Here is a 16,262-nt window from a genome sequence, read left to right on the forward strand (position 1 = left end):
ACCTGTAACCCCTTTGCAATCAGTGGAGAGATGCGGCAGATGCCTGAAATTCAGTGCGGGCAGCCCAGAAACCTGCCGTGTAGCCGCTGGCAAAGGCAGACTGCAAATTAAAGCCGCCGGTTAAGCCATCGACATCCAGCAATTCTCCGGCAAAATAAAGTCCGGCCAGCTTTTTCGATTCCATCGTCCCGGGAGTGACCTCTTTGAGATTCACACCGCCGGCGGTGACAATGGCTTCGGTCAGGGGACGCGTGCCACTGATTGTCATACGAAAATCCATCAGTAAGCCAGCCAGTTGCCGGCGCTCCGTTTTGGTGATAAAATGCATTTGCTTTTCCGGTTCAATGCCGCTTAAAGCCACTATGACCGGAATCAGACTCTGCGGCAGCAGATCATCCAAACCATTCTTAAATTGTTTATTTTGATAGTTCAAAAAATCTCTCTGCAGCCGCAAATCGAGCTGTTCCGGTTTTAATGCCGGTTTCAGGTTGATGGCAAGCTGCACTTCCGGTTCGGATTTGCTGTCTAAAAGCGCTCTGCTTAACGATAAAACCACCGGTCCGCTGACGCCGAAATGGGTAAAGAGCATTTCGCCGAATTCAGAGGCGAGCTTCTTCTCTGCCTGCCAGAGCGATACCTCTACATTGCGCAGGGAAAGACCCTGCAGCTGCCTGACCCATTCCTCCCGGACCAAGAGCGGCACCAGAGAAGGCCGCAGAGCGACAATGGTATGACCGGCTTGTTTCGCCAGCAGATAGCCGTCTCCCGTCGACCCTGTCATGGGATAGGAATTTCCTCCGGTTGCCAAGATCACCGCATCGGCAGCAAGTGATTGATTGCCAACGACGACACCTTTGAGCAGGCCATTTTCCAGCCAAAGCCGCGTTACCCGCGCCAGATAACGAATTTCGACCCGCAAAGTCAGCAGCCTTTTCTGCAGAGCCTGCACGACGGTCGCCGCCTGATCGCTGACCGGAAAAACCCGTTTGCCGCGCTCGATTTTCAATTCCACGCCCAGGTCCGTAAAAAACGCCTGACATTTTTGACTGTCGAATTCATGAAAAGCGCTGTACAGGAATTTACCGTTGCCGGGGATATTGGCGACCAGTTCTTTGGCGGTGCAGTCGTTGGTCAGATTGCAGCGGCCTTTACCGGTAATACTCAGCTTTTTGCCTAGTTTCTCATTGCGTTCCAACAGAATGACCTGAGCCCCGCATTCTGCTGCCCGGATCGCTGCCAGCATCCCGGCCGCTCCGCCGCCAACGACAATTACTCTTCTTTTTTCCACAAAATCTCCTCGCCTGTTTTCTGATGTTTCGCTGTAATCTGTGCTTTGCGCACGGGTTCCCCGGCTTCTTTTTTTAACATTTCCACTTCCTGCTCTGTCAGCTTGCGTGATTTGCCCACGGCTAAGGCGCCTAACGATAACCCGCCTTCGCGAACGCGCATCAGGCGCAGTATCCGGTAATCGAACAAGGCAAACATTCTGCGAATCTGCCGGTTGCGTCCCTCCCGCAAGGTAACTTTCCAGACACAGCCCGGCCGCTCGGGACTCTCGATGGGCTGTAAACCGATTGTCTGTGTCCTGACACCATCCAGGAGAACACCGGCCATCAGTTTGAGGCGATCTGCCTCCTGCAGCGGATGATCCAGCCAAACGTGATAGCATTTTTCCACCTGATACTTGGGGTGCGTCAGGCGGTAAGCCAAATCGCCATCATTGGTCAGCAGCAATAAACCTTCGCTCTGAAAGTCCAGCCGTCCAACCGGATAGAGCCTGGTGTTATAAAAGCTGACCAGGTCTGTCACAGCGCTGCGTCCCTCCGGATCTCCCACTGAAGCAATCGTTCCTCTGGGCTTATGCAGCATTACGGTTAAAAATTGCGTCTGCACCTGCACCGGCTTACCGGCCAGGGTGATTTCGTCCTTTTCCGGATCTGCTTTGCGACCCAATTCTTTTACGACAATTCCATTGACGCGCACCAAACCGGTAGTAATAAATACTTCCGCTTCCCTGCGGGAAGCCAAACCGGCAGCGGCGATGATTTTTTGTAAACGCTCTTCCATCTCGATAAATACCTTTCAGACTGTCTTCTCAGGGTTTAAACTCTCCTACCTTATTCTATTCACCGTAAAGCCGCCGCATTCCTTTCCCTTCCCGGGAGAATTCCGGGAATTGCGGCCTGCTATTCTCGTGTTTACCCTCCGGAGCTGTTCTCATGGAAAAAACCGGATTGATAGCATCAATCCGGTTTTTTGGTGGTGGGAGATGGATTCGAACCATCGAAAGCGAAGCTAGCAGATTTACAGTCTGCCCCCTTTGGCCAACTCGGGAATCCCACCATGTATGGTGACCCCATCGGGATTCGAACCCGAGTCGTCAGCGTGAAAGGCTGATGTGTTAGACCGCTTCACTATGGGGCCGTATTTGGTTGAAAAGAGGGAAATTCCCGCGCAGAAAACCTTTGTGTTCAGCAAGACAAGAAAACGGGTCCGAACAATGGTGGAGGATAGCGGGATCGAACCGCTGACCTCTTGAATGCCATTCAAGCGCTCTCCCAGCTGAGCTAATCCCCCATGTTTGCGATTCCGCTCCGGGAATCCTGCCAGGAAAAAAAACGACCGAAAAAGAAAGTGGTTGGGGCAGCAGGATTCGAACCTACGGTGCGGGAGTCAAAGTCCCGTGCCTTAACCAGCTTGGCGATGCCCCAATCAACGAGAGTTATTATAACAAGTAGAATATGGCTTGTCAAATAGTTTTCTGGGGTTATTGAATGCCGCAAGACATCTATTTCGCCATGTCCGGCATTTTTTGCAGTCTGTTTTACGAAAATTCAGGCTGCTGCTACAAAAACTTCAAACCGGCTGGGTCTGTAAGCCGAGTTCTGTCCTATGCCGTAAGGCACGAAATGATCATTTATCTTGGATACCGGTTACCCGATACCTCCAGCGACCAACCCGGAAGATCAGCGAGCAGCTTCATTTGCTTCCCTATTTGGTCTTGCTTCGAATGGGGTTTACCGAGCCAGCCGGTCACCCGACTGCTGGTGCGCTCTTACCGCACCTTTGCACCCTTACCGGAAAATCCGGCGGTATCTTTCTGTGGCACTGGCCTTAAGGTTACCCTCACTGGACGTTATCCAGCATCCTGCTCTGTGAAGCTCGGACTTTCCTCAAAAAGCACCTTGCGGTCTTCTTTTTGCGATCATTCAACCAACCCGGTCTGAAGTTTGTAACAGCAATTGAGTATAGCTGAAAACACTGCAAAAGTCAAATGGATTCTCCGAGAATTTGTCTGATGAGCTGCAGCTGCTCCTCGGCGCTCCTGCTTGCCGGACTGACATCACGCCGGGCCTGCCGCATACCGGCAAGCGCTTTTGTTAAAAGAGCCGTCTCACGCCGCAGCAAAGACAGCACGACCGCATCCCGGCGCTGCAGATTGAAACGTCCATACTGCAATTCCAGATCGGTCCACGCTTCGCAGCGCGCGGTATAGACTGCGGCAAAGGCCTGGTAATAAAACTCTCTTTCCTGCACAATGGTTTCCGCCTCAATGGTAAAGCCGGAATTTCCCAGCCATTGCCGGACTTCTTTGCTGTGATTATTGGCCTGGATCACGAGCCGGTCTGCTTTTTTGGCTTTTTCGGGTGCTGCCGCCAAGATCGTCCGGATCGTCAGACCGCCCATGCCGGCAATAACCACCTGACCGGTTTCAGCTTCGTCCAGAGGGGTAAAACCGGCTCCTTGCCGGCAGGCAATACGCCCGGACAGACCATGCATCCTAATGTTCTTTTCTGCTGCTCTCAAAGGCGGCAGATGAAGATCACAGGCATAGGCATAACCGGCCAGTTCCTGCTGAATGGCAGCAATGGGGAGATAGGCGTGATCCGTACCGATATCGCACAGAATTGCGCAGGGCTGCAATAAATCAAAAACAGCCTGCAGTCTCGGTTTTAATAAAAGCTTGTTTCCGACCATTCAGCGCCCTTCTTTCCGATCAAATGCGGCCGGCGTCGAGCCCTCGCAGCTGCGCCAAGCAATAGCAAAAAGCAGAGAAAAATTCTCTGCTTTTGTGTTTTCTGTGGTGGGCGGGATAGGATTTGAACCTACGACCCCCTAGATGTGAACCAGGTGCTCTACCCCTGAGCCACCCGCCCGAAAAAATGGTGACCCCATCGGGATTCGAACCCGAGTCGTCAGCGTGAAAGGCTGATGTGTTAGACCGCTTCACTATGGGGCCAGCTGCTGCCTGGACAGGCTTCGCAAAAACTCTTGGTGGGCCCACTAGGACTCGAACCTAGGACCAACCGGTTATGAGCCGGTAGCTCTGACCAACTGAGCTATGGGCCCGTCCATATATCAACGGAATACTCCGATGATTTCCTGGCTCCACAAGTAGGATTCGAACCTACAACCTATCGGTTAACAGCCGATTGCTCTACCGTTGAGCTATTGTGGAATCTTTTGGCGTAAACGCAAGTCGAATTATAACAGAGCGGTCTGGATTCGTCAACCATCTAAAAGCGCTGGAATTTAAAGAATTAACACGCATCCATTCTAAATTATTCCAGATAATCCTTTAAACGTTTGCTGCGGCTGGGATGGCGAAGCTTACGCAGCGCTTTCGCTTCAATTTGCCGGATTCTCTCCCGGGTGACGCCAAAAATCTGTCCGACTTCCTCCAGCGTGCGGTTGCGGCCGTCATCCAAACCAAAACGCAACCGCAAAACATTCTCTTCCCGTTCGGTTAAGGTAGAAAGCACATCTTCCAATTGTTCACGCAGCAGCGTGGAAGCCGCCACATCCCCGGGCGCCATCACTTCCTGATCTTCGATGAAGTCACCCAAATGACTGTCTTCTTCCTCACCGATCGGAGTTTCCAGGGAAACCGGTTCCTGCGCGATCTTCATGATTTCCCGGACTCTTTCCACCGTGCAATCCATTGCCTTGGCAGTCTCGGCAGGAGTCGGATCCCGCCCCAGTTCCTGCAGCAACTGACGATTGATTCGGATCAATTTATTGATGGTCTCCACCATATGCACCGGAATACGAATCGTTCTGGCCTGATCCGCAATGGCGCGGGTAATCGCCTGCCGAATCCACCAGGTAGCGTAGGTGGAAAACTTATAGCCTTTATGATAGTCAAACTTTTCAACCGCTTTCAAGAGGCCAAGATTGCCCTCCTGAATCAGGTCCAGCAGTTGCATCCCCCGGCCGACATAGCGTTTGGCAATGCTCACAACCAGCCGTAAATTCGCTTCCGCCAGCCGTTCTCTGGCTGCTTCATCTCCCTGCTCCATCCGCTGCGCCAAATCGATTTCTTCGTCCGCGGTGAGCAAGTCTACCCGACCGATTTCCTTGAGATACATTCTGACCGGATCTTCCAGGGAAATTCCGTCGGGAACCGTTAAATCCAATTCAATGACCGGCTCTTCCAGTTTTTCAAAATCCTCATCCGGCACTTCGAGCGCTTCCAATTCTTTCCCCTGCACGGGCAGTGTCGCGTCGACCTTGAGAATTTTGCCCAATTCCGTATAAAAACGTTCAATCTGCTCCGGCGTCATTTCAATATCCTGCAATTGATTGGCAATTTCTTCGTATGGAATTTCACCCGTTGATTTTACCAGATTGATAATGTTCCTGATCACCGGCTGGTAAATCGCCATGGGATCATCCACTTTTTCGGAAGGTTTCGGACCGTTGGTTTTCATTTGAGTTGATGTCAGATTTGTACTGTTTTCGGACTGTTCTGCAGCGTCAGTCTGCTCCGTATTCGCTCGTTTTGCTTCCGATAACTTCTCGCCTGTTTCTGCTGCCGGTTCCATAGCATGCGTTTTCACCATTGCGACCTCGCCCTCCTTTCCTTCAGGATGATTGATTTTATTTTTATTCAACGTTGACGCCCCAGCTTCCTTTGTAATCCCTGAATCTGTTGTAAAACAACCGCCATCGCTTCCATATCGCCTTCCGGCTGCATCGCTTCAAACTGCTGCGTCAGCTCACTCAAGCGTCTGCGATTACGCTGAGTGATCAGGTAGGCCGCGCAGTCGTCAAATGCTTTCTCGCTGTTCGTAACCGGAACTTCTCCGCTGATTTCCAGCTTTGCCGCCAGACTGCTGGTGTTTTCTTCGGTCATCTCAGCCAGATCAGTGACCGTCACCCGTTTGCCTTGCTGCCACAAGGGCCAAAGTGCCGCAACTAACGGTTGATACAGCGGGCTGAAATCATCGATTTCAATTTTGTCGGTAAGTAATTTGCCGAATCTTGCCTCTTTGAAAGCCAATCTGAGCAGAGTTTCTTCGGCGGAACGATTACCGGCTAAGCCTTTTTCAACGTCCGACGGTTTTATTTCGCCGATCGGGTGAGGAGTTCCTTCTTTTCTGTCACTATTTGCTAAATCGTTTCGACTGCCGATTTTCATTTCCCGGTAAATCGCTTGCTCGGTAATCTGCAGCTGCCGCGCCAACTCTCTGACATACCCGTCAATTTCCACCGGTGAGTCGCTTTCCGAAAGCACGGAGGCAAATTCGCGCACATAGGCACCTTTTCCTTCTACCGTCTGCAAATCAAATTTCTTTTTTAACTGCTGCATAAAATATTGATACATCGGTAACGCCGCCTGCAATACCTGCTGAAAAGCCTCTCCTCCGTTGTGGCGCACATAATCATCCGGGTCTTTATCTCCCGGCACTTGCGCGATCAGTACCTGCAGCCCCGCTTTGCGCAATAAAAGCATGCCGCGCTGCGTTGCCCGCTCACCGGCACTGTCGGCATCATAACAAAGGATTACCTGGTTTGTATAGCGTTTCAGCAAACGGCACTGATCCATAGTCAAAGCGGTACCCAAACTGGCGACCCCTGGCTGAATGCCGCCCTGCCAAGTGGTGATAAAATCCATATACCCTTCGTACACGATGATTTGCGCCAGATTATGCTGATTTTTCAGCATCTGAATTCCATAAAGATTTTTACCCTTATCAAAGATGGCTGTTTGCGGTGAATTCAAATATTTCGGTTGTTCGTCATGGAGTACCCTGCCGCCAAACCCAATGCAGCGATTGCGGTAATCGAATATCGGATAAATGATCCGGTCTCGGAAACGGTCATAAAAGCCTTCTCCCGAGGGCTGACGAATGATCAGGCCGGCTTGTTCCAGAATGTCGGCGGAAAACCCTTTTTGCATTAAGTGGTCTGCCAGCAAACGCCACTCCGGCGGCGCATAACCCAGACGGAATGCGGCAATCGTATCCGGTTCCAATGCCCGTTTGATCAGATATTGTCTTGCTGCTTTGGCTTCCGGATGAAAATGATACTGATGCTGATAGAAGACGAGAGCCGCCTCACAGGCATCATAAAGCTGCTGACGCAACTGCAGGCGGCCGGCATCCGCCGCATCCGCCGCATCCTCCGCAAGGGGGATACCCGCCCGCTCCGCTAAAACACGTGCCGCTTCGACAAAGCTTAGGTGGTCGCGCTTCTGAAGATAGCCAAAGAGATTACCACCGGTCTGACAGCCAAAGCAATAAAATAATTGTTTCTCCGGATCGACCGTGAAAGAAGGTGTCTTTTCATGATGAAAAGGACAAAGGCCCAGATAACGATTGCCAACCCGTTTGAGCTGAACCGTCTCGCCGATCAGATCGGTAATACTGACTTTACGGTTAATCTCTTCAATTACTTGTTCCGGTATCCTGCCTGCCATCGCCGCAGCCTCCTTTCTCTATTCTTTTTGATTGTTGGCTGTATTGTGCCGAACCTGCCTGCAGTGCCCGGCAGAATCCCGTGAAATCCGGCCTGACGCCAGGCATCCGCCTAGATTTCTTTTTTCTGTGCTTCTATCCATTCGATCACTCTGGTTGCTGTTTCTTCGATTGCTCTGTGTGTCACATCAATTGTATGGCAATCGAGCTCCCGGTAGAGCTGATTGGCATAGGCCAGTTCCTGCTCGATACGCTCGGGTAGGGCATAGTGGGCCTGCCCCATCAATCCCAACGTTCTCAGACGTTCCTTGCGTACTTCAACCAGTTTCTCCGGCGAAATGGTTAAACCAATGATCTTCCCTTTGCTGATCAATTTCAATTCTTTGGGTGGGCGCACTTCCGGCACAATCGGCAGATTGGCCACGCAGTATCTTTTATTGGCCAGATACATCGATAAAGGCGTCTTTGAGGTACGGGAAACGCCAAGCAAAACAATATCCGCCCGCAAAAAGCCTCTGGGATCCTTGCCGTCATCGTATTTCACCGCAAATTCCACTGCTTCCATTTTTTTAAAGTAATCCTCATCCAAACGATGCATCAGACCGGGCTGATAACGGGGACGTTCCCCGGTTAATTTTTCAATCGACTGTAAAACGGGTCCCATAATATCGATGGCTGTCACCTCGAGCAGCCTGGCACGCTCCACCACATAGCTGCGCAGATCCTCCAGGACAATAGTATAAACCACAAACGAACCGGCTTGTTTGGCTTCCAGGAGCACGCGGTCGATAGTTTCGCGGTCCGTTAAATTGTTGACAAGCCGTATATCCAAGTTATTGGTTTGCGGGAACTGAGCCAAACAGGCCAGGACAACTCTCTCTGCTGTTTCACCAAAAGAATCGGATAAAACGAAAATTATTTTATTGACGGTTCGCGCCATATTATGCTTCCTCCTCCGCTTTACGATAATGACCCTGTTCCGTTTCCATAGAATCTGCGAGCAAACGGGTAGCAATCGTTTTTGAAATCATACCGACTACTTTCCAGGAGCGTTTCAAATCTTTATCGGCAGCTCTGACCACAGGCAGAGCATCGGTTTCATATTCAATCAGTTTTTTCACGGCCAGGAAAACCGTATCTTCTTCAAAAACAGCAATCAGTTGATTGAGGCGTGTCATCACCATACCAATTGGCAGTTTATTTAAATCACCGCCGCCCATGGTCGATTTCAGCAGATCATTGCGTGAAATTGCTCCCACTAAGAGATCCTTTTCATCGACGACAAACAGCATATCCGCGTTTTCCAAAAAAATAGTAACGACGGCATCATAAACACAGCTATTCTCGCGCACGACGACGGCAGGACCCAGGATGTCGCGCACACGCAAAGCACTGACATTACGTTGATTAGCGGGATAACTCAGACCTGTAAAATAGTAACCGACCTTCGGTTTCGCACTTAAAATACCGGACCGCACCAGAAATGTTAAGTCGGGCCGCAGTGTTGTTTTTTTCATTTCCATCCGTCGGGCGATTTCCTCGGCGGTTAAGGGGCCATCGTTGCGCAACATGGAGACCAAACGATCCTGCCTCTCTGTCAGTTGCATAGCACACCTCTCCTTTATCCTGCACGTTATATCTTTCTATTTAACATCACATTGCAAAAATCCTTCTTCATTGTGCTATTTCATTGAGAGTATAATCGTTTTAAGCCCTTAGAATATCTTTCCAGTACATCACAAAAGGCAGACGGTGCGTCTGCCTTTTGTGCATGCAATAACTATTCAGGCTTCTTCGCTTCGGGAGAAACCGCTTCTTCTTTGCAGTCACTTGTGCAGGACTCTTCCTCCGGCACGCCGTTCATTTTCGCTTCCGTCACCTTTTCCGCACATTTTTGATCGGCGCAGGGTTCGGCATTTTTCTTTGGACGTTCCACTTCAATGGTCACCTGCGCAAAGAGCGCGGCAATTGCGCCGATGGCAGCCAACTGCGGCAATAAGATCACGCCGGCGCTGCCTAAAGTAACCGGAATTTCCAGAATGACTTTGTCACCCTGTCTGATGCGAATCTTGCTCGCATTGCCTTCGGCCAACAATGCTTTGATTTTATCAATCACGTCACTGCCGCGGGCGACAATTTCTTCTTTCCATTGATCGGCTGCTGCGGTTTGTTTTTCCACCCGGTGTGTTCTTTTCCCTTTTTTCTTTTCTTCCAGATGAACGAGAGCCCCGACTAAATCCCCGTTGCTGGCATCCAGTGCTTCCCGGGCTTCTTTATAGCTGATATTCATCCGTTCACGCACCAGATCAATTTTCTCCAATGTGATTTCCTGTTTGTTCATTTCTTCCATGACAAATAACCTCCCTTTCATTTTTATCATCGCCTTGCAGCCCTTGTCGTGATTTTTCTGCCTATTGCGGTTTATAATTCGGACAAGGTCTGCAAGAAGGATGCGGATTTGGGTAATGCGCCGAAAATCGAAACCAGAGTGGCGGCAAGTGCTCTGCCGACCGCTGCCAACAGCGCCGGGTCAGGCTGCTGTGCGATCAGCCAGCGGGGATCCTGTTTCATCAATTCCTGCCAAAAGCGGATTTCCCGCATGGACAGATTGACGGAAAGGCCGCCCGGGAAGCATTGCGGGCAGTAAAGAACGCCGCCCTCCGGCGCATAGATCAGCGGCTGTCCCGGATCCGTCTTTTTTAGGTCGCGATTACAATGAGAACAGTTCGACAAAGAAGGAGCATATCCCTGCAAAACAATAAGCTTCGCCTCAATAAAAAAACGAGTCAGCTTTAAGTTTTCAAAGTTCTGGACAATTTCCAAAGCGGTCAGCATTAAAATAAAATAGTCACGCAGCTCGCTGGCGCCTTCCGTTGCTTTTTCAAAGAGTTCCGCCAGATAGGTCGCATAAGAAAGTTTATCCAAATCCTCTTTTAAAAATCGATAGGTATTGATTAACTGCCCCTGATTCAGGGTATCCAGTTGATTGCCTTCTGTAATCTGCACTTCGACATGGCTGATCGGCTGGATCACCGCCGCCAGACGATTGCGGGGTCTGCGGGCACCGCGGGCTACCGCCCGCACTTTTCCTCTTTCATAGGTAAGCAGAGTCAGAATACGATCCGCTTCACCAAATGACCTGGAATTCAGAACAATTGCCTGTGTTGTATAACTGCCCATTTACACTCCTCTATCGCTTCGTATAACCAAATTGCTTTAAAGAAGCCTCATTGTCTCGCCAGTCTTTGCGTGCCTTCGCCCAGAGGGTTAAGTAGACTTTGCAGCCCAGCAGCGCTTCCAAATCCTTTCTGGCCAAAGTGCCGATTTGTTTCAGCATCTCCCCTTTGGCGCCGATGATAATCCCTTTCTGCGACTCCCGTTCCACGAAAATGTTGGCTTCGATCACTACCATCTCATCTTTTTCTTTCATACTGTCTATTTCCACGGCGATCGCGTGCGGAACTTCATCTCTGGTTAACAGCAGCGCCTTTTCCCGGATGATCTCCGCCGCCAAAAACCGCTCCGGCTGATCGATGATCATATCCTCGGGATAATACTGCGGACCGACCGGCAAAGCCGCAAAAATTGCTTCCGTCAAAGCCTCTGTTTGTTCTTCTTGTAAAGCCGATAAAGCAAAAGAGCGAATAACCGGCAACCCTTTGCCATAGGCCCGCAGCATTTGCGCAATATCATCTTCCGGAGCAGCCAGGTCGATTTTATTCAGCACCAAAATGATCGGGGTCTTGCTGTCCGCCAGCAATTGCCGGATCCGCTGATCTCCGGCTCCCGGCGTGGGGCTGCTGGCTTCCGCTACATAGAGGATCAAATCCACTTCCGAAAGGGTATCTGTGGCATATTGATTCATGCGTTCCCCCAGGCGGTGCTGCGGCTTATGAATCCCCGGCGTATCCAAAAACACAACCTGACCCGCTTCTGTTGACAGGATACACCGGATTCGGTTGCGCGTCGTTTGCGGTTTGTCTGAGACAATGGATAATTTCTCACCCATTAAATTATTCATCAGCGTTGATTTGCCAACATTGGGGCGTCCGATCAAACTGACAAAACCGGACCGGTATTCTGATTCTTGCTTCATTTTGCTCATTCCTCACGGTTTTTCTCTTCTTCTTCTCTGCAAACAGCGGTTCCGTTTTTAGTCGCTCGCGTTGCGTTCCAGACCCAATTGATGCAGAACCGTTTCCTGACGCTGGACCATTTCGGCCAGATCGGCATCATTTTCTGCATGACCATGCTCATAACCCAACAGATGCAACAAACCATGCAGCGCCAGGAAAGCCATCTCGCGCTCAAAGGAATGTCCATAGCTTTCGGCTTGCTCCGCTGCGACAGCCGCTGCGATCACAATATCTCCCAGCAGACGGAAAGGCAGCTCTTCGGGTAAAACAAACTCATCGGATCCTTCTTCGGCAGCAAAGGATAAAACATCGGTCGGCTGCTGCAAGCCGCGGTATTCGGCGTTCAGCGCTTGAATTTCCGCTTTGTCAACCAGGATCAATGATAATTCCACTTCTTCTGTCACCGCTTCATTTTTTAAACCGGCTTCCAATGTTTTTTTCAGCAGGTCGAACATGCTATCCGCAATGACGATTTCTTCCTGTTGGTTTTCGATATAGATCATCTTACCGCACTCTTTTCTGCTTTTTTCGGAAGATGAGCGGCAAACTGCCGACACGTCTGCCGTTGCTTATTTGTTATCCGGTTTCGGATTTGACGCTTGACGCTCTTCTGTTGGTTCCAATTGTTCCGGCAGTGTTTTATATTGAATGCGTTTGTGATATATACTGATCAAACGGCTGATCAGTACATTTTCAACCTGATCGATTTCATGCAGACTCAGGGCGCAGTCGTTGAGTTGCCCGCTGCTGATCCGTACTTTGACTAATTTCCGCACCATCTCCGTGATTTTTTCCGGTGTTGCATCGGGGATCGAGCGCACTGCCGCTTCACAGCAGTCTGCCAGCATCAGAATAGCCGCCTCTTTGCTGACCGGAATCGGACCAGGATAGGAAAAATCCTCCGCTTTTGGCGGCAGCGCATCCCCTGCCTGCTCTTTGGCCAGATTATAAAAATGTCCGGCCGTCATATTGCCCTGATGGGTGGCGATAAACTCCATTAATTCGACTGGCAGTTTATATTCCCGACCCAATTCCAGCCCTTCTTTGACATGGGAAACCAAGATGGCAGCCGAAAGCTGCGGCGGCAGACCATCATGGGGATTATCCCAATGCGTTTGATTCTCCACAAAATACATCGGCCGGCGGATTTTACCAACGTCATGAAAATAAGCGCCGGCCCGCACCAACAGCGCGTCGGCACCGATTGCCTCCGCGGCGCCTTCCGCTAAATTCGCTACCATCATACTGTGCTGATAGGTCCCGGGTGCTTCCATCAGTAAGCGTTTTAACAAAGGATGGTTGGAATTGGCCAGCTCCAACAGCTTTAACGGGGTTAAGATGCGAAAACCCATCTCGAAGAACGGCAGCAGACCCAAAGCTAAAATACCGGTGATCACACCGATCGCCGCTCCCCAAAGAGCATAAACGATTTGCTCCAGGCTCACGCCGGAGAGCAGGCTGCGCGTCAAGCCAATGGAAAGAAAACCGGCTGCGCCAACCCAGGCTCCGATATAGATCAGCTCGGTACGCTGACGGATCCTGTTTGAACCAAGCACGGTAACCCAACTGGTCAGCAAAAAAGTGACTAAAACCGTAAAATCCATGTCTGCCATCAACGATGCCAGTATGCTCAGAAAAATCCCGCTGAGCAGAGCCAACCGGTCATCGAACAAAACGGCAAGAATCAAAACCGCTGCCGGTACCGGGATCAGCACAGACGGCAGGATTTGCATCACCGCCCTGCCCAGCAAGAGCGTCAAAACCATGATCAAAGCGATCACTGACAGCAACCTGGTCTGATCAAAGATGGCACGAAAATTCAAATACAACGCAATCCCATAAATAACAGACAGCAGCAAAACAAAACCGGCGCTGCCGGCTGCCAGCAACCAGTCGATATCCGCATCGAGCATCCCCAAATCAGAAAGAATCGCCCATTGATGTTCATCTACCAACTGACCTTTGCGGAGAATGCTTTGTCCTTTCAAAATAACGATTGCTTCCACTTGATCCTTTGCTGCCTGCTGCGCGGCCCGGGTCGCTTCCAGGTTCGGCACCACATTGACCTGCAGGCTCAGTTCCAGCAGATTCTGCCAAACCGGTAAATCCGCAGCGGAGGGAAGCAGCTCGGACAACTTTGCTCTGCCTTGCTTTTTGGCCTCGCTGAGATCGGCTTCTTTCACACCGCGGTCATAGATTTCAGAAATGACATTGAGTAAAACCTGCGCTTTTTCCGTGAGCTCGCTGTCGTTCATCTGCAGCAAGTCCAGTAGGTTCGCTTCGGGAATTTGGACATAAGCAGCATCGAGTCGTTCTTTCAGCAGAGACAATCTGGTTTGATTTTCGGAAAGCGGCAGACCGTTGACGGTCCGAATCGTCTGTAGGAAGGCATTCAAGCGGTTGATGCTGCTGGATTTCACGGAAGTATTCACTTCCCAGATGGTCGGGACAGCCGCCATTGCCTCCGTTTGCAGCGCTTCTGTGCTTAAGCGGTCGACGATTGTACGGGGGGCGACAATATCCACGGCGCTGGGTTGACCAAGCTGCAGGTTCACAGCCTGCGGCAGGACCTGCGGTGAGATGATCAGGACGATCGCCAGCCAGCTGCACAGCACAATGACGGCCCGTGTGATTTTCGTCGTCATTTTGAAGCTGCCTTTATCAGGCCGCCAGCGAAGCAATTCTTCTTTATTTGCCAATTGTTTCACCCACTCTCCCAGTGGACACGCTCGTTTGATATTTTTCAAAAGCCCGAATGACCTTCTGCACCAGACGATGGCGCACCACATCCTGCTCTGTTAAGTAAACAAAACCGATTCCCGCCACATCCCGTAGAATATCCTGCACTAAAATCAGGCCGCTGCCTGTCCCCTTGGCCAGATCAACCTGCGTCACATCACCGGTAATGACTGCCTTGGAACCGAAGCCGAGTCTGGTCAGAAACATTTTCATCTGCTCCAGGGTTGTGTTCTGCGCCTCATCCAGGATAATGAAAGCATCATCCAAAGTCCGGCCGCGCATATAAGCCAAAGGGGCTACTTCAATAATGCCTTTTTCCTGATAACGCTGAAAATTCTCGATCCCGACCATATCATACAGCGCATCATAAAGCGGACGCAGATAAGGGTCGACCTTATCCTGCAAATCGCCCGGTAAAAAACCCAAACGTTCCCCTGCTTCCACAGCAGGACGACAAAGAATCAGCCGCTGCACCTGTTTGTCTTTCAAGGCCGCCACCGCCGCCGCCATCGCGAGATAAGTTTTCCCTGTTCCGGCCGGGCCGATTCCAAAAACAATATCGTTTTTCCGAATGGTATCGATATATACTTTCTGTCCCATTGTTTTGGGACGGATTTGTTTGCCGCGTAAGGTGTGAAAAATCACATCATTGAATAAAGTCTCCAATTCGGACAATTCGTCTGTCATCGCCTTTTTGGCACCATAGGTCACTTCCCGGGCGCCAATCGCAATGCCCTGCCGGATAAAAGTCTGCAATTGTTTGAGCAAAGCTTCTGTCTGTAAAACTTTGCTTTCACTGCCGCAGATCAGTAACTGATTCCCCTGAGGGAAAATCTCGATCTGCAGCGTTTCTGTTATGATCTTTAAATACTCATCGTGATATCCGCAAAGCGCCATTGTTTCTTTGCTGTCACGTAAAACCAGCAAGCGCTCCAGCTGATTTGCCAAGCAATCATTCCTCCTTACTCCGTTCGGCGAACCGCAGTTCGGCGGCCCTTTTCACTTACATTGCTTATTCGACAAAAATGTGGTGATTCCTTCCAAACACAAACTGCCCGGCTGAAGCGCTGCCAGCTGTTCTCCTGCCGCATTTGGAGTCCCTTGTTTGCGCTGACTCTTCTTTAACAAAACAAAAACCGTTTGCGTTCATGAGACCGCAAACGGGTTGCCTTACTCTTCAGGCCGCAGTTATTCTTTTGCTTCCTCAGCCGTTGCTGCCGCTTCGTCCGCCTGAGCCGCATCGATGCCGAAATCTTCTTCCTCTTCCGTTTCAGCCACCAATTCATAGACCTCGCCCAGGGCGACTCGCTGCCAGCTGCGGTTCAGTTTACGATATCCATCGATCAGGTCGGCTTCATCAGCAGTCAATTCATAAGTAAAATTTTTACCGTTAATTTGCTCGCCGGTCAGAAGATAATGCGTATCGACACCGAGCACTTTCGCGATACAGGGGATTAAATCGGCGGAAGGTGTGGAGCCTTTCCGACGCCAGTTCGCAACGCGGGAAACCGGGACACCGATTCGGCGAGAGAATTCAGCTTGAGTGATTTGTTTCCCTTGCATTAGCTTTTCAATACGTTCGATAATTTTCATGTTTGCGGGTCCAAAATGACCCTTCTCTCCTCTCTTGATTGTCAATGGCTGATCGATAACCACATACCTGTTAGTATAGCATATGCGTTTTTGA

14 protein-coding genes, 8 tRNA genes and 1 other RNA gene are annotated in these 16,262 nt (G+C 50.5%); all 23 read right to left on the reverse strand.

The genetic code is table 11. The features are described 5' to 3' along the window. Window positions 1–19: 19 nt before the first annotated feature. Entirely contained in the window at window positions 20–1,288 is a 1,269-nt protein-coding gene (locus LLG09_08930) for an NAD(P)/FAD-dependent oxidoreductase (protein MCE5197232.1), read from the reverse strand. Beyond that, window positions 1,270–2,067: an rRNA pseudouridine synthase gene (locus LLG09_08935; GenBank protein ID MCE5197233.1), complete on the reverse strand. Its 798-nt coding sequence runs from the start codon at window positions 2,065–2,067 to the stop codon at window positions 1,270–1,272. The genes LLG09_08930 and LLG09_08935 overlap by 19 nt, the downstream gene beginning before the upstream one ends. 190 nt (window positions 2,068–2,257) lie before the next feature. Beyond that, window positions 2,258–2,343, reverse strand: a tRNA-Tyr gene (locus LLG09_08940). 5 nt (window positions 2,344–2,348) lie between these two features. Beyond that, window positions 2,349–2,424 (reverse strand) — tRNA-Glu (locus LLG09_08945). Window positions 2,425–2,501: 77 nt separating this feature from the next. Next, window positions 2,502–2,577 (reverse strand) — tRNA-Ala (locus LLG09_08950). Window positions 2,578–2,635: 58 nt separating this feature from the next. Continuing rightward, a tRNA-Gln gene (locus LLG09_08955) sits at window positions 2,636–2,711 on the reverse strand. Window positions 2,712–2,858: 147 nt separating this feature from the next. Continuing rightward, an RNA gene (gene rnpB / locus LLG09_08960) (RNase P RNA component class A) lies at window positions 2,859–3,221 on the reverse strand. 49 nt (window positions 3,222–3,270) lie between these two features. Further along, entirely contained in the window at window positions 3,271–3,978 is a 708-nt protein-coding gene (locus tag LLG09_08965) for a class I SAM-dependent methyltransferase (protein ID MCE5197234.1), read from the reverse strand. A gap of 104 nt (window positions 3,979–4,082) precedes the next feature. Beyond that, window positions 4,083–4,157 (reverse strand) — tRNA-Val (locus tag LLG09_08970). A gap of 7 nt (window positions 4,158–4,164) precedes the next feature. Beyond that, window positions 4,165–4,240, reverse strand: a tRNA-Glu gene (locus LLG09_08975). A gap of 33 nt (window positions 4,241–4,273) precedes the next feature. Continuing rightward, window positions 4,274–4,350 (reverse strand) — tRNA-Ile (locus LLG09_08980). A gap of 34 nt (window positions 4,351–4,384) precedes the next feature. Beyond that, window positions 4,385–4,459, reverse strand: a tRNA-Asn gene (locus LLG09_08985). A gap of 103 nt (window positions 4,460–4,562) precedes the next feature. Beyond that, entirely contained in the window at window positions 4,563–5,666 is a 1,104-nt protein-coding gene (rpoD, locus tag LLG09_08990) for an RNA polymerase sigma factor RpoD (protein ID MCE5197235.1), read from the reverse strand. A 224-nt stretch (window positions 5,667–5,890) separates the two neighbouring features. Beyond that, window positions 5,891–7,702 carry a DNA primase gene (gene dnaG / locus LLG09_08995; protein ID MCE5197236.1) on the reverse strand — a complete coding sequence of 604 codons (1,812 nt, stop codon included), beginning with the start codon at window positions 7,700–7,702 and terminating at the stop codon, window positions 5,891–5,893. Window positions 7,703–7,812: 110 nt separating this feature from the next. Beyond that, entirely contained in the window at window positions 7,813–8,640 is an 828-nt protein-coding gene (locus tag LLG09_09000) for a kinase/pyrophosphorylase (GenBank protein MCE5197237.1), read from the reverse strand. Window position 8,641: 1 nt separating this feature from the next. Further along, window positions 8,642–9,307 carry a CBS domain-containing protein gene (locus LLG09_09005; GenBank protein ID MCE5197238.1) on the reverse strand — a complete coding sequence of 222 codons (666 nt, stop codon included), beginning with the start codon at window positions 9,305–9,307 and terminating at the stop codon, window positions 8,642–8,644. A gap of 173 nt (window positions 9,308–9,480) precedes the next feature. After that, window positions 9,481–10,050 (reverse strand): DUF4342 domain-containing protein, encoded by a 570-nt coding sequence (locus tag LLG09_09010; GenBank protein ID MCE5197239.1) that lies wholly within the window; start codon window positions 10,048–10,050, stop codon window positions 9,481–9,483. 71 nt (window positions 10,051–10,121) lie between these two features. Next, window positions 10,122–10,880, reverse strand: coding sequence for a DNA repair protein RecO (gene recO, locus LLG09_09015; protein ID MCE5197240.1), 759 nt, complete (start codon window positions 10,878–10,880; stop codon window positions 10,122–10,124). A gap of 10 nt (window positions 10,881–10,890) precedes the next feature. Continuing rightward, window positions 10,891–11,805 (reverse strand): GTPase Era, encoded by a 915-nt coding sequence (era, locus tag LLG09_09020; GenBank protein MCE5197241.1) that lies wholly within the window; start codon window positions 11,803–11,805, stop codon window positions 10,891–10,893. A gap of 48 nt (window positions 11,806–11,853) precedes the next feature. Beyond that, entirely contained in the window at window positions 11,854–12,339 is a 486-nt protein-coding gene (ybeY, locus tag LLG09_09025) for an rRNA maturation RNase YbeY (GenBank protein MCE5197242.1), read from the reverse strand. Window positions 12,340–12,405: 66 nt separating this feature from the next. Continuing rightward, window positions 12,406–14,544 carry an HDIG domain-containing protein gene (locus LLG09_09030; protein ID MCE5197243.1) on the reverse strand — a complete coding sequence of 713 codons (2,139 nt, stop codon included), beginning with the start codon at window positions 14,542–14,544 and terminating at the stop codon, window positions 12,406–12,408. Then, window positions 14,525–15,472, reverse strand: a complete 948-nt coding sequence (locus LLG09_09035; protein ID MCE5197244.1) for a PhoH family protein — start codon at window positions 15,470–15,472, stop codon at window positions 14,525–14,527. The genes LLG09_09030 and LLG09_09035 overlap by 20 nt, the downstream gene beginning before the upstream one ends. A gap of 291 nt (window positions 15,473–15,763) precedes the next feature. Then, window positions 15,764–16,168, reverse strand: a complete 405-nt coding sequence (locus LLG09_09040; GenBank protein MCE5197245.1) for a helix-turn-helix domain-containing protein — start codon at window positions 16,166–16,168, stop codon at window positions 15,764–15,766. Between the last annotated feature and the right edge of the window lie 94 nt (window positions 16,169–16,262).

It is taken from the genome of Negativicutes bacterium, from assembly GCA_021372785.1.
Lineage (GTDB): Bacteria > Bacillota > JAAYKD01 > JAAYKD01 > JAAYKD01 > JAJFTT01.

What these genes read in the sequence shown, in the direction of transcription:
- rpoD (MCE5197235.1), bottom strand. Translation starts at nt 5,666, where the DNA reads ATGGCGATTTACCAGCCGGTGATCAGGAACATTATCAATCTGGTAAAA.
- recO (MCE5197240.1), bottom strand. Translation starts at nt 10,880, where the DNA reads ATGGGCAGTTATACAACACAGGCAATTGTTCTGAATTCCAGGTCATTT.
- LLG09_09005 (MCE5197238.1), bottom strand. Translation starts at nt 9,307, where the DNA reads ATGCAACTGACAGAGAGGCAGGATCGTTTGGTCTCCATGTTGCGCAAC.
- LLG09_08965 (MCE5197234.1), bottom strand. Translation starts at nt 3,978, where the DNA reads ATGGTCGGAAACAAGCTTTTATTAAAACCGAGACTGCAGGCTGTTTTT.
- LLG09_08935 (MCE5197233.1), bottom strand. Translation starts at nt 2,067, where the DNA reads ATGGAAGAGCGTTTACAAAAAATCATCGCCGCTGCCGGTTTGGCTTCC.
- ybeY (MCE5197242.1), bottom strand. Translation starts at nt 12,339, where the DNA reads ATGATCTATATCGAAAACCAACAGGAAGAAATCGTCATTGCGGATAGC.
- LLG09_09040 (MCE5197245.1), bottom strand. Translation starts at nt 16,168, where the DNA reads ATGAAAATTATCGAACGTATTGAAAAGCTAATGCAAGGGAAACAAATC.
- LLG09_09000 (MCE5197237.1), bottom strand. Translation starts at nt 8,640, where the DNA reads ATGGCGCGAACCGTCAATAAAATAATTTTCGTTTTATCCGATTCTTTT.
- LLG09_09035 (MCE5197244.1), bottom strand. Translation starts at nt 15,472, where the DNA reads ATGGCGCTTTGCGGATATCACGATGAGTATTTAAAGATCATAACAGAA.
- era (MCE5197241.1), bottom strand. Translation starts at nt 11,805, where the DNA reads ATGAGCAAAATGAAGCAAGAATCAGAATACCGGTCCGGTTTTGTCAGT.
- LLG09_09010 (MCE5197239.1), bottom strand. Translation starts at nt 10,050, where the DNA reads ATGGAAGAAATGAACAAACAGGAAATCACATTGGAGAAAATTGATCTG.
- dnaG (MCE5197236.1), bottom strand. Translation starts at nt 7,702, where the DNA reads ATGGCAGGCAGGATACCGGAACAAGTAATTGAAGAGATTAACCGTAAA.